Annotated in this window: 9 protein-coding genes; all 9 read left to right on the top strand. The window is 45.7% G+C overall.

Features of this window, described 5'->3' with window-relative positions; genetic code table 11:
• Positions 1–100: 100 nt before the first annotated feature.
• The 9 genes from A8708_RS00265 to A8708_RS00225 all read left to right on the top strand — a co-directional run bounded on the left by A8708_RS00265 (position 101) and on the right by A8708_RS00225 (position 14,224).
• The gene (locus A8708_RS00265; protein ID WP_275667861.1) at positions 101–640 is read left to right on the top strand and encodes a sensor histidine kinase; all 540 of its coding nucleotides are present in this window, start codon (positions 101–103) and stop codon (positions 638–640) included.
• On the top strand, positions 627–2,252 hold the full coding sequence (locus tag A8708_RS00260) for a response regulator transcription factor (RefSeq protein WP_068661543.1): 1,626 nt from the start codon (positions 627–629) through the stop codon (positions 2,250–2,252). The genes A8708_RS00265 and A8708_RS00260 overlap by 14 nt, the downstream gene beginning before the upstream one ends.
• 244 nt (positions 2,253–2,496) lie before the next feature.
• Positions 2,497–3,516 carry a response regulator gene (locus A8708_RS00255; protein ID WP_068661542.1) on the top strand — a complete coding sequence of 340 codons (1,020 nt, stop codon included), beginning with the start codon at positions 2,497–2,499 and terminating at the stop codon, positions 3,514–3,516.
• On the top strand, positions 3,513–5,294 hold the full coding sequence (locus A8708_RS00250) for a sensor histidine kinase (protein ID WP_068661541.1): 1,782 nt from the start codon (positions 3,513–3,515) through the stop codon (positions 5,292–5,294). The genes A8708_RS00255 and A8708_RS00250 overlap by 4 nt, the downstream gene beginning before the upstream one ends.
• Positions 5,295–5,534: 240 nt before the next feature.
• A complete protein-coding gene (locus A8708_RS00245) occupies positions 5,535–6,869 on the top strand; it encodes an ABC transporter substrate-binding protein (protein WP_068661540.1) in 1,335 nt (444 codons plus the stop codon).
• A 65-nt stretch (positions 6,870–6,934) separates the two neighbouring features.
• Complete coding sequence (locus A8708_RS00240) at positions 6,935–7,819, top strand: carbohydrate ABC transporter permease (protein ID WP_068661539.1); 885 nt, start codon at positions 6,935–6,937, stop codon at positions 7,817–7,819.
• Positions 7,816–8,640, top strand: a complete 825-nt coding sequence (locus A8708_RS00235) for a carbohydrate ABC transporter permease (RefSeq protein ID WP_082927172.1) — start codon at positions 7,816–7,818, stop codon at positions 8,638–8,640. Before A8708_RS00240 ends, A8708_RS00235 begins: the two co-directional genes overlap by 4 nt.
• A gap of 61 nt (positions 8,641–8,701) precedes the next feature.
• Positions 8,702–12,820, top strand: a complete 4,119-nt coding sequence (locus A8708_RS00230) for an S-layer homology domain-containing protein (protein WP_068661538.1) — start codon at positions 8,702–8,704, stop codon at positions 12,818–12,820.
• Positions 12,821–13,030: 210 nt separating this feature from the next.
• Positions 13,031–14,224 (top strand): ROK family transcriptional regulator, encoded by a 1,194-nt coding sequence (locus tag A8708_RS00225; RefSeq protein WP_204787441.1) that lies wholly within the window; start codon positions 13,031–13,033, stop codon positions 14,222–14,224.
• Positions 14,225–14,341: the final 117 nt, after the last annotated feature.

Here is a 14,341-nt window from a genome sequence, read left to right as displayed (position 1 = left end):
GTGCGTGTTCATTTCGACATGTGGGAACGGAATACCTTTAAATAGAAGAAGTCTTCCTATTGGAAGACCTAAGTAGTAACGGAAACTGAATCTAAATCAAGTGGAGACCTCGCAGAAAATGGTCGTAGCCTTGTCCCGTCTGTTCCAGCTCGGCTTGAATAAAGGGCAAGAAGTCACGACGCTCGAAAAAGAGCTGCAGCATGTTCGCCAATATTTAGAGCTGCAAATGTTTTGCTATGAACGGTTGTTTACCTTTGAGATTGAAGTGAGCGAGGAAGACCTGCTGACGCTCCCCGTTCCCCGAATTATGTTACAGCCGCTAGTCGAGAACAGCATCTTGCATGGTTTCGATCTAATGGATAGCGGGGGGTTGATCAACATACGTGTAGAACGGTCTTCAGACAGGGAATTCTGCATGATTCGTGTCCGCGATAATGGATCTGGTATGGATGCGAGCGAGGTTTCATCCAAAGGAGAGCGGTCGAATGATGGCGGGTATGCGATCGGCAATCTAATCAGTCGGCTGCAGCTGTATTACGGTGATCGGGCCGAGCTGCGTCTGGATAGTGCGCCAGATCAGGGAGTAACGGCGACAATTACGTTGCCGCTGGAAGGAGAGATGCAGCATGTTAGGTCATGACAAGGTCAGCTTGAGTATCATCGACGACATCAAAAGCGTGGTCGACGGACTAACAATGATTGATTGGAAGAGCGAGGGGGTGACCGTTGCAGGCACCTCATCGAATGGGGTAGATGGGCTTGAGCTCATCCTGCGGGAGAAACCTGATATTGTAATTACGGATATCCGGATGCCTAGAATGGACGGATTGACGATGCTTCGTGAACTGCTCCAAGCGAATATTGCCTGCAAGGTCATTCTCATCAGCAGTTTTACCGACTTTGATTATGCGAAAGAAGCCGTTCGGCTTGGAGCTTTCGATTATGTGGTGAAGCCGTTCACCGAGGAAGACATCGTGGGGGCGGTAAGGAAGGCGAAAGCGCACATCATGCAGGAACGGGAGGAACTGATGAACGTCAGGGACATGGAGTTCAGGCTGCGTGAAAGTATGCCTCTATTAAGGCAGGAGTTTTTGAGACTTCTGGTGCAGCACCGTACCTCTTGGAAGGAAGCTGCCAAGCGCTGGGAATTCCTGGAGTTGGGACTGCAGCCGCAGGGACTGATCGTACTGCTGTTGGAAATTGATGCATTTCAGGAGAACGAGGTCGAGCTATCCATGCACGAGGTTGAGCTGATCCGCTTCTCGCTTCATAATATTGCTAAGGAAACGATTCGCGAGCATGCGGGAGGTATGTTGTTCCGTCTGGAGGCGAACCGATTTGTAGCAATCTTGAACGACCCTCCAGGCATAAGTGCGACCCAAATCGCAGAGCGCTGTTGCAAAAATATCGAAAGCTTCACCAAATTCACCGTGTCCATCGGTGTCGGCGGCAGGGCGCAATCCGTTGTTGAGCTTCCGGATTCGTATAAGCAGGCTGATCAAGCGCTTAGCTATCACTTATTTACCGGAGGCAACGGTGCAATCAGTTACGATGAGATTCCGAGAAGCAACAAACAGGCACCTTTGTCGCTCGATGGCAAGGAAGAGATACTGCTTGCACTTCGTTCCGGCAACAGTGAGCGTGCGGCTTCTTTGATTCTTCAGCTATCGGCCGCGATGCAGGGGGCCACGCTCAGGCCGAACCCGGAGTACTTGCGCAGTTATTATGAAGAGCTCGCCGCTTCCATCATTCGGACCTTATTCGAACTGGTTTCGCTGGATGAGATTCAACCGATCGTGCATTCATACAAGGCAAAGACAAGTGGCCTGGGCGTCGCTCTATCTGTACTTGAGCAGCAACTCACGGCGTTATGCCGTGATGGCGGGGAGCTCATTCGGAAGAACACACTATCCGAGGGACAACGGGTCATCTTCAAATCGCTTGAATATGTAAAACAGAGTTTGGAACGGGACTTGACCGTTGGCGAGTGCGCCGCCCACGTGCATTTGAGCGTCAGCTATTTTTCCAGCTTATTCAAAAAGGTCATGGGCATGACGCTAATCCAGTATATAACTGCTGAACGTATGCAGAAGGCGAAGTCGCTGCTGATCGCAGGCGTACCCGTTCAGGAGGTATCTTCAGTCGTCGGGTATGAGGAGCGCAGGTATTTCAGTGAAATGTTTAAGCGTACGACGGGAATGACACCATCCGAGTTCCGTGCAAGCTATCATCCGGAATCGCCGGGAGTCTAGCAGGTATGGCTTCAATAGTCGTCGAGCGCCGACTATTTCCTATTGCAACATTTATATAGCCATGGATAAGGTTAAGAGGGGGAAGTCGAATGTCATCATTCGTCACCCCCTTTTTGTTTGCTTTCGCGCAATTCTTAGTTTGTAAACATAGAATGCGCAATTTTGAGGAGCTTTTCGTAAAATAGAGTAATTCATTCGGTGGTATACTTAAGACAATCTCTAAAGCTGAAGGGATGGGTTACGGGTGTTTCAAGTACTGGTAGCGGAAGATGAAATCTGGATTCGTAAAATGATTGTAGACATTATAGAGACAACATATGGATTTCAAGTAGTCGGTGAAGCCCGTAATGGGCAGGAAGCATGGGATATGCTTCAGGAGCTTTGGCCTACCCTAGTGGTGACGGACATTATGATGCCCCAGCGCGACGGTCTGTGGCTGGTGGAGCAGATAGCGGAGAAGAAACTCCCCATGGAAACCATCATTATAAGCGGATATGATAAATTCCAATATGCTCAGCAGGCCATGAAATATCAAGTATCCGAATATTTGCTTAAACCTGTTAAGGAACAAGAATTAAGAGAGGCTATGCAACGGCTGTATGCCAGACTTGAGGATAACGGGAAATGGCATACTTATTTATTAATGGTGCAGTCTTTCCTTGAGGAGCTTGCGGCCAAGGGAAACTTGGCAGATATGTCAGACCGTCTCCATCATCTGCTTGATTCTGTATTGGCAATTCGCGACACTTATCCAGCCTATTACACGGCATTACTAAGACTGCTTTATACGAAATGGACGGAGCGGTTGGGCAGTATTACTAGCGGGACAAGCCAGCTGTTTCACTCCCAGGATGCGTTGACCGTGGAACAGATTCGGACACAATTCGATGAACTTCTGAGGAGTTCGCTGCAGACTCAACCGAACGACAGGTACCAATTGGATAAAAAGGTCATAAGAGAAGTATGTGCTTATCTCGAGCAGTATTATCGGAAGAATGTCTCTCTTACTGAGATGGCGAGTCGATGCCATATGAGTGTCTCGCATTTCTGCAATGTATTTAAGAGGCAGACGGGGATGACGTTAATTAATTACGTTAATAAAATTCGCATGGAAAAGGTAAGAGTGCTGCTCCTTGAACCGGATCTTAAGATTTATGATATTGCGGAACTTGTCGGCTATTCGACGATGTCGTATTTTAACCGTATTTTTAAAGAGTTGGAAGGCCTGTCTCCTAATGAATACAGGAAGGCAAATGGGATATGAGTTTCCGTAACTATCTCTCGTGGTATAACTATTCAATCAGATTCAAGCTTACGTTTCTACTGCTGGTCAGTTGTATTCTATGTACGTTTATAACGGGCTATCTAATAAATCGTAACTACAGTACAGCCGTCCTCCGTGACTACCAGGCCACATCTAATGAAGCGACAAGCCGGCTTGGTTACCAATTGGATTTCTATCTGAAACAGGCCGAGAATTCTACTTGGAACGTGATCGGGGATTTGAAAATTCAGAAATGGTTGGAGCAGACCGGGAATTCCAATCGGGAGAGTGAGGCCGAAGTCCAGAATACGCTCGAGATGTACCGAATATTCAACTCATGGGATATTGCCGGGCTTTGGGTTGCATCCTTAGATGGGCGGATTGTATCCAGTGTCACGGATTTTGAAATTCCTCTGGTGAAATATACCAATACTTCGACTCAAATTTCAATTGTCCGCCAGAGCGGGTTTTATCGCAATGATGTATTTCCACTTATCTCGATATCGATACCAATTAGCAGCATTAATAACGGCAAGTTAAGGGGACATTTGGTGTTAAACTTGCAGTTTTCTGAGCTGCAACGGTTATTTACCGAAACAAGGCTCGGGGAAACGGGGGAGTTTTATGTCATTGACACACAGAAGGACATCATGGTGTTCCATCCCGATCAGGCTTTGATAGGCAGACCGATTAAGAATACAAATTTGTCGGAAATGGATCTCCAATTCAGGGGGAATGCGTCGTTGCAAACGATTGGTCATACCAGTATGTTGATTGGCACTAAGGAAATGACCAGCCAAGGCTGGACCATCGTTTCAGCAGTTCCTCTTAGTGAGATGGCATCTGGACTTAAGGCTGCAAAGCGGACAACGGTTATTATTATGGCGGTTATTTTATTGCTCGTCCTATTGCTTGTTCCGGCCTTGACGAAGCGGTTCGTTATACCCATAGGCAAATTAATGACAGCGGTTAACCGGATGGAGCACGGCGATTTGACGGTAAGGACGGAATTCTATCCAGGACCTGACGAGATTCAAATTTTAAGCATGAAGTTTAACCGGATGACCGAGCGGCTTGAAACCCTTATTAATGAGGTTATGGAATTATCGAAGAAAGAAATGCAGCTGCAAATCAGACAGAATGAAGCGACTATTCAGGCGTTGCAAAACCAGATAAACCCTCATTTTTTATACAATACACTAGATATTATTAAAAGCATCGCATACTTCGAACATAATCAACGGGTAGTAGATATGACACATAACCTTGCTGATTTCTATAGGTATACCGCAAATGTGCGCGAGAAGGAAGTGACGTTTGCTGAGGAACTTAAAGCGTTGGAGCAATACCTGTCGATCATTCATATTCGGTTCCCAGACGAATTCACTAGTGAGGTGTTCGTGAACAAGAAATACCATCATTGCAAGATGGTGAAACTGACGTTGCAGCCGCTTGTCGAAAATGCAATTAAATACGCGATTGAACCACGGGGTGGAGAAGGTGTTATTCGAATCAACGCCTACAGCGAGAGTGAAAAGCTGATTATTGAGGTGATGGACAATGGTCCCGGTATTCCGGAGCATCTTCTACATACACTGAATGAAAGGCTTGCAAGTGTAGTCGTAGATCTGGATAAATACAAGGGTGAGGAATCGTATGGCCTTGTTAACGTGCATTCCCGTTTGTATCTTCAATACGGTGATGGCTACGGTCTGACGTTGCATGCCTTTGAAGGCAGGGGAACGGTTATAACGGTTACACTTCCGTTCTCACAGTGAACAAAAAAAGAGAAACCTAAGGTTTCTCTTTTTTTGTTTCTAATGCTGCAAGGGATGAATTCAATAGTCACCTTAACAAAGTGCTATTGCGAAAGTATATGCATAATGCGGAGGATGTGAGTTGATTTTATGAAAGACAAGAAAATTGACTCATATTGCAGAAAATTGAGAATTCAAACAAAAGCATCTATTCGGTAGTATTGGAGAAGAAATAACAGTTTACAGAAAAGGGGAATGAAAATGAAAAAAAATCAAGTAGCCTCTCTCGTATTAACGGCAGCAATCTCCTCAGCGGTATTGTCGGCTTGCAGCTCCAATAACGCAAACAACGCGAGCGATGCCAATAAACCGGTTGCCACTTCGGGAGCGACGCAGTCGGCAGCGCCGGAAACCAAAAGTACGGGCAAGCAGGTCGAGCTTCGCATTATTAACTGGCGCGTAGAAGATAAAGCCTTCTTCGATCAGTTCAATGCCAAATTCGAGAAGGACAATCCGAATATCAAGATCCGTTACGATGCCACGCCTACGCAAAGCTATCCGCAGCTCAAAAACTCCCGTATTGCCGCGAACGAAGTTGATATCGTAGCTGGCGATTACAAGACAATGAACTCGGCTGACCAGCGTGAGCTGTGGAGGGACCTGTCGGGACAAAGCTTTCTTAACAATTTTAAGAAAGATGCGCTGCAAAACCTGAATTACGACGGCAAGCAGTACGGCCTGCCTTGGAACAAAGTCAGTCTCGTTGCTTACTACAATAAGAAGATTTTCAGCGATCTTGGTCAACAGGAGCCTAAGACCTGGACAGAATTCACCGCACTGTTGGACAAAATTAAAGCGAAAGGCATAGATCCGATTCTGGTAGGCGGTAAAGATGGTTGGCCGATGCAGCAGATCGTCCATACGCTGGAGCCTTCCATCATTCGTGGCGCAAAGCCGGACTTTTATGGTAAAGACAATGCCAACGTGAAGGCGCTCACAAGCAAATTCACAGATCAGGAATGGGTGGAAGTATTTACAAAATTCCAGACGTTGAGCAAATACTTCCAGAAAAATTCGCTTGGCTTAGCATATGGACAAGCACCTGGTTTGTTCGCGCAAGGCAAAGCCGCAATGATGATTGACGGGACGTTCAGCCTAACGCAAATCAACGACGCGAAGCCAAACTTCGAGGTAGGCACGTTTATCGTTCCTGCTACTGACGATGAAGCTAAGAACAAAATCTCTTATGCCAAAATCGGCGGTGCTTGGTTCATTGCGAACAACTCTCCTAACAAAGAAGCTGCACTAAAGTATCTTGAAGCATTTAGCCAAAAAGACAACTACCAGCTGTACATTGATACAGTCAACCTGTTCCCGGTAATGGACGGCATCACGATGAAGGACCCGCTTGCTCAACAGATTAACAGTCAATTATCAACTAAGACTGCGGTAGACCAGTTCACCAATATTCAAAACCCAGGCTCCACTTACCAGTTGGACTTATTGAACAAGATTGCAACTAGCGATATGAAGCCGGAAGATGCAGCCAAGCAGTGGCAGAAGGATTACGAAGACAGCAAGCCTAACTGGAAATAGTAGGAAAGACAGAGGTCAGTCCCGCGGATACGCGGGACTTGAAGACCGTAGAAAGGAGTGGTGAGATGGTCAAGACATATCGCTCGTGGGCACCTTGGATAGCCATATTGCCGGCTTTAATTCTGTTTTTTGTTTTCAAGATTTATCCCGCACTGGGCACGCTCTTTTTCTCGATGACGGATTATAACGGTAACATTGACCAGTATAATTGGGTTGGTCTGAAAAACTTTAAAAATGCGCTTACGATCAACTTTAATGATCTGTTTAACGCCATTGGCGTATCGTTTACGTTTGCCTTTTTCACCACATTGATTCAGAACATCCTTGGCGTATCTCTAGCCGTGCTGGTTAATTTGAAAATTCGCGGCAAAAACGCCTATCGTTCAATACTATTTATGCCCAATGTGCTTGGGGTGGTTATTATCGGCCTAGTATGGACGTTGATCTTTGATCCATATTCGGGACCTATGAATCAAATTCTGGGCATGTTTGGCACTAGCTCGAGTATGCTTGGTGATTCGAAGCTAGCGTTACCGCTTGTTATATTCGTTCAGGTATGGACTTCGGTTGGTTACGCGATGGTGTTGTACCTTGCCGGTCTTCAGGGAATCTCGCAGGATATTTACGAAGCGGGGAGCATAGACGGCGCAGCTGGCTGGAAATCTTTCCGCTATATTACGCTGCCGCTGCTGCAGCCGATCATCGGCGTTAATATTTTGCTAAGTATTATCGGAAGCCTTCGCGTATTTGACCTAGTTATGATTCTGACCAATGGCGGTCCGGACGATTCCACAATGACTCTGGGCATGTTCGTCTTCAAGACGATCTTTGACTCCAACAGCACGCAGGGCTACGCTTCGGCACTTGGCATCATTCATTTTCTTGTAATTGCTATTGTGGTTGTTATTGTACAGACCTATATGCGCAGACGGGAGGAGAAACTCTCTTGAACCGAACGACAAAGCTCTCTTATGCGTTTGCGCACGTCTTTCTAATCATGTGCAGCCTGCTTATGCTGCTGCCTATTTTAATGATTTTAAATATCTCGCTAAAGACCAACACTGAATTTCTGAATTCGCCAATGGCGATCGCAAGCTCCTTGAACTTTGACAATTTCGCCGAGGCCTGGAAACAGGGCGATATGATCATTAATTTTAAAAACAGCCTGATCTATACGTTCTGCTCCACGGTGTTGACTTGTGTCGTTGCGTCGCTGGCCGCATATCCGATCTCCCGCAAGCATATCCGGGGTACTGGTTTCCTGCTTGGGCTGATCGGCATCACGCTGTTCCTACCGGACGGTATCGTTCCACTTCTCTTCTTTATGAAGTACACATCGTTATTGAATACGTACGGTGGCTACATTCTTCTGAGCTCCGGCATTAATATGGCGTTGATGGTGTTTATTTTAGTTGGTTTTGTCAAAAATATTCCGGGTGAGCTGGACGAAGCGGCAGCCATCGACGGCTGCGGCTATTTCCGATACATTCTGACGATTATCATACCGCTGCTCAAGCCGGCCATATCGACAGTTGCTATGCTCAAGATCATTAACGTATGGAATGATTTCATCAATCCGTATTTGTATTTGACTGACAAGGAGAAACGTCCTTTAACCTCAGGGCTGTACCTGTTTGTCGGTGAATTCTCGACCAATTGGACGATTATGGCGGCGGGGATCATCATCGTCGCTGCTCCGCTTGTTCTCGTCTACCTATTCTTGCAGAAATATATTATTAGCGGGGTAAGCAGCGGCGCGCTGAAGGGGTAGTCAAACAAAGTTGCTATCCTCAAAGCTTGTTGTTTTTACATTTAAAATGGGAGGTTAGAATGTGAAACAAAATTTTTCGAACGGTTACCTAATGAAGAGCTATTTGCCGAACAAGCTTGCGGTAATTATTACGGTACTATGTCTCGTTATTTCCTCATTGCTTAGTCCTTCTAAGGTAAAGGCGGCGGAAGTAACTCCCGTCACGGTTTATGCCACAGACGCACTTCCACAGACATTCTATGGCTTTGGCGCTCAATTTGATCCGTACGTCGGATCGGACCGTGTCGTAGATCCATTAACGACAGAGCAGTGGAACACTGTCATGTCCCGTGCGGATTATATGCGGATGGGCTTTGCCCGCGTAGCGACCGCTCCGAATGCTTTTTCTCCGACACTAACGGTAGGACAATATGACTGGAATACGCCGGAGATGCTGCAACTGTACAAAATTTTGGACCAGTTGAAGTCCGATGGCACGACTGTTCTCTTAACTACCTGGAGAATGGATTATGCGGGCGATAATCTAACCAAAAACGCTTCGGAAACTTATGTAGATCTTGTTGTTGACGCATTGGACTATCTCATTAACACAAAGGGCTATACCAACATTAAGTTCTACCAGCATATTAATGAGCCGAAGTCGAACAAAGTCACCTGGTACGGTTACAAGCAGGCGATGATCTGGCTGAAGAGCAAGCTGGATGCGAGAGGACTACCGGTTGGCGTCATGGCAACAGGCAACCAGATTAATACGGGTCTTTATGCGGCGTCCAATCAGCTAGAATTGGCCCCTTACCTGAGTGCTTATGATATCCATTATTATCCGTCACAAGCTTCGATTGCCAACGCCAGCAGTACCGAGGTATTGAAGCGAATAAGCGATCTATCGAGTGAGCCAAAGCCGTTGTTTATTACGGAAGGCGGTACTTTAGACGGCCAGACAGCCGCTGATGATCAACCGAATGTCGTCAAGTCCTCGTATGCGCTGCATCAGGTAGATACAGCGATGCAGGCGGTGCTTCAGGGGGCAGGCGGAGTCAGTTTATGGGAGCTCGATGATGCCCAGCATGACCGTTTATGGGGCATGTGGGATATTTTTAACGCACCTACACCAAGACCTTGGTTCTACACGTATTCTTTGTTAAGCCGTTATGTTGCAGGAGGTTCCACGATTTATAAAGCAGCAGGCGCATATGACAGTCAGGTCAGAGTGCTGGTTGCAGAGAAACCGTCCGGTGCTGAGGGCAGTCATTGGACAATCGCAGCGGTTAACCGAGGAAGTACCGAAAGTCAGGTTAACGTGACGATTCCCGGAATCAATCAGGCCACTTGGGATGTATACAAATATATGGAAAGTTATCATCCGGAAGATGCTGAATACTTGCCGGTGAAAGATTCTGTCGTGTCTAACACCGATATGAGCTCTTCCGGCGTCAATATTACGATTCCTGCTGGCAGCTTTATGCTGCTGACTACGTATGACCAGTCGCCAGTAACGGGTACACCGGTTAAGGGACAAGTACTGCCGATGCTTGATAATTTCAATAAAGCCATAAAAGGTACTGTTCCGGATGGCTGGGAGACTTTAGGGACAGGGGTAACTGTCCAGAACGTACCGAGCTCCGCGAATAAGAGTATGAGAGTAAAGGACAACTCGACTTCTTCGGAAGTCAGCGCTTCCCGTGTCTTTCCTTCTCAGAGCGGAGTGCTGATTGAGGAGTTTGATATCAAGCTGGATCAGACCAATGAAGAAGTCCGGGCAGGTTATTTGAACAACGGAACGGCCCAGGTAGCGGGTGTTTATTTCGATAACGACGGTCAGCTCCACTATTATAATGGCGAAAACAGCGCAGTCCTCATGCCTTATAGCTCAAACATCTGGTACCATATTAAAATTGTGGCTAATAGTATGACCAACAAGTTTGATCTCTATGTGGATGATATGACTGTCCCCGCAGCGAGCAAGGTGTCCTTCAAGTCAAGCGCTACAAGCCTTGACAATATGTTGTTTGGTACATCAGATACGGGAACCGGAGCGTTTAACGTAGATAATGTTAAGTTATACAAACAAGTTGTAAACGATAATTTCAATCTGGAAACATCCGACGCCGCACCTTCCAAATGGACGGTTACGGGCAGTAGTATTATGGTACAGAATACGCCATCGGAAACAGATAAAAGTATGCGGGTAGACGATTCATCCGCTACGGGTGAAGTGAAGGCAACGATTGCCTTCGGGGCTCAAAGCAGCCGAATTGTCGAGGAATTCGACATCAAGCTTGATCAGAAGAATCAGCGGGTGCAGGCGGGCTATCTGTACAGCGGCTCAACGCCGGTGGCCGTTCTCTATTTCGACTCGGATGGCAAGCTTCGTTACTACAATAGCAACAGCAGTATGACCATTCTAACTTACAATTCAAATACCTGGTACCATATCAAGATAGATGCGGATCTAGCGACCAATAAATTTGATGTGTACGTCAATGACATGAATACACCGGTGGTGAGTCAGGCCGTATTCAAATCCGGCGCATCCAGCATAGATAGCGTCCTATTCGGTTCATCGGATACGAGTAAAGCTAAATTTAATGTCGATAATGTTACGGTAACCATAGAACCAGCTAAAACAGCCGATGTTCCGGGGGATAATACCCCAACAGTTGTGGTAACGGGTATAACAGTTACTTCCGTAACATACAACATCTATCGTGGTGATACGCTTCAAATGAACGCTCTTGTAATTCCTAACGATGCAACAAGCAGTTCAGTTATTTGGAGTGCGGAAGGTTCAGACGATATTGCTACAATCACTGAAGATGGTGTACTAAACGCAATTGGTGTTGGTTCAATCTCAGTCGTGGCTACAGCTACAGATGAATCAGGTATCACAGGATCGCAGATCATCCATGTATTCGAACCGCTGATTGCTCCAACGTTAGTTACCGGTATTACTGTTGATTCCAATAGTGCGGTAATAGTTGGTGGATCGATTCCAATGTTGGCTGCGATTACACCTGTAGACGCTACTAATGCCTCTGTAACTTGGTCTGTTACTACATTAGTAGGTGGACAGGCTACAATTGATTCAAGCACGGGGGTTCTTACTGGAGTTACAGCAGGAACCGTTACGGTTACCGCAACAGCTAATGATGGTTCCGGCATTGTTGGTACACGCGTCGTTACTATTACTCCTGTCATTGTTCTTCCTGATTTAATTACTGTTTCTGGTGATAGCACAGCTGTTGCCGGTTCCACTCACCAATACACTGCTTCTGTTCTTCCAGCTAATGCGGATGACCAAGATATTTCATGGTCCGTTATCAATGAAACAGGCACGGCTACGATTAGTGCAACTGGCTTACTCACTGCTGTTTCTGCGGGTACTGTTAGCGTTAAAGCTACATCGATAGCCAATCCTGCCATTCACGCAATTCGCATAGTTACAATCACAGCTGTCCCTTGTAGCTGTGGTGGCTTTACGCCATCAGATGATATTACACCTGAACCAGAAGTGAAGCCAGATCCAGAACCGGAAACAAAACCAGAAGAAAAGTCACCATTTAAAGCAATTGTTAAAATGGATGAAGTTGTTTCCAATATCGTGAAACAATTTGAGGATGCAGGTAGATCACCGAAAGAATTCAAAGATGTCGAGAGTCACTGGGCTAAAACCACGATTGAAAAGTTCGTTCGTATGGGTGTCCTGACTGGTTATGAGGATGGTAGTGTTAAACCAGACGGCACCATTAGCCGTGCTGAATTTGCTACAATTATTTCTCGCGTATTTGGGTTAACTGGTAACAACACTAGATTGTCTGATATTAATGGCCACTGGGCTGCTAACGCTATTCAAGCACTAGCAGCTAATGGTATTATTGATGGCTACCCTGACGGTTCTTTCAGGCCAGAAAACACGATCACTCGTGCTGAAATTATTTCTATCATCTCAAAATTAGTCAACCTTCAAACTAGTACTGTCCCTGTTCCCGCATTCACGGATACTAACGGTATTTGGAACGCGAAGGATATCCAAAATGCTGCGTCCATGGGCTTAGTTGATGGACAATCCGCTGGGGAATTTGCATCACAAAATAATTCTTCACGTGCAGAAGCGCTTACAATCTTACTTCGTGCTCTCGAACTAAACTCAGAGCTGAAAGCTTTGTTTGAAGGTATGTAAAAGAAAATTGTTGGTAATGAATGAAGGCAGGTCTATGATGAGGAACCTCATGATAGTCTGTCTTTCTTTTATTTTCAGGTAATGAGGAGATACAAGGCATTCACACATTTTTAACCGTATTCCTTGATAAAGAGATAAGGAAACGTTAGAATTATTATTTATTGCACATTATGGACAAGCAACGAAAGTGGTGAATAGATCATGCATGCCATGACGGCGAGTGTACTTCAGATGATTAGGAGAGCAAAGTCTCCGCTGTCAAAAGTTGAAATAGCGGAGGAACTTGGCGTATCGTTGTCCGCCATTTCTGTACATGTGGAACGATTACTCAAAGAAAATTTGATTGAGATGTCAAGGATCGGGGTTTCATCGGGCGGCAGGAAGCCCAAAGAATATGCTTTGAATAAAGACTTTGGTTTAATTGTGTCCATTGAACTGGAAACTACGCTTGTTCACATAGCCCTCACTAACTTTAATTGTGAAGTACTATGTCTAACTAGCTCTGACATTGAAATTACGGATGGACCTGATATCGTATTGACACGAATTCATGAGCATGTTGAACAAATGCTTTTAGATAATGATATCGATAAGGCTTCAATTAAAGGTATCGGAATTGGCATCCCCGGACCCGTAGATTTTTCAATGGGTATACCGATTTCGCCTCCAATTATGCCGGGGTGGGACCAGTACCCGATCAGGGAATTCTGGGCAAAGTATTTCGATTGTCCCTGTTATGTCGATAACGATGTGAATATTATGGCGCTAGGTGAACATGCCAAGGGCTTGAAGTTTGAAGTCAACAATGTCATTTTTATTAAAATCGGGAGCGGCATTGGCTCTGGAATCATTTATGATGGTGTGTTGTACAGAGGATCCACTGGAAGTGCAGGAGATATTGGTCATTTTGATATCGGATCGGATGTCGTATGTTGGTGTGGAAATAAAGGCTGCTTGGAGGCTTCCGCTGGTGGCAAAGCCCTCATTTCAAAAGGAAAAGAGCGAGCGATCTTCCATAACAGTGGTTATTTGTTGGATATTCTCAATAGCCGTGGAGAACTGTCCATGGAGGATATAGGAGCAGGACTCCTTCAACTCGATTCATCCTGTGTAGAGTTGGTTCGTGAAAGTGGTGCTTTAATCGGGAAGGTCATCGCATCCATTGTTAATTTTGCCAATCCCGATCTTATCGTGATTGGAGGGAGGATTGCTGAGTTCGGGGATATATTCCTTGCAGCAATACGACAAAGTGTTTACCAAAGATCACTGCCACTCGCTACCCGAAATCTAATTATTAACAAATCTTCACTTGGGAATATGGCTGGGCTTATTGGCGGTGCGTTTATGACGATCGATCAAATCATTACACAGGCTACTGACAACCAAGCTGACACTTATTTTTAAATAAATGTGAAAAAACACCCTTTACAGGAAAGAGGTGTTTTTTTTCTACGACTGACCAATCGACTAACAAGGATTTCCAGATACCTCTGTTGAAGTATATAAGACATACTTTGATGG

It is taken from the genome of Paenibacillus oryzisoli, from assembly GCF_001653565.1.
In the GTDB taxonomy this organism is placed as follows: domain Bacteria; phylum Bacillota; class Bacilli; order Paenibacillales; family NBRC-103111; genus Paenibacillus_E; species Paenibacillus_E oryzisoli.
Note: the sequence above shows the minus strand (reverse complement) of the source record. Positions and strands in the feature narration are given on the sequence as shown.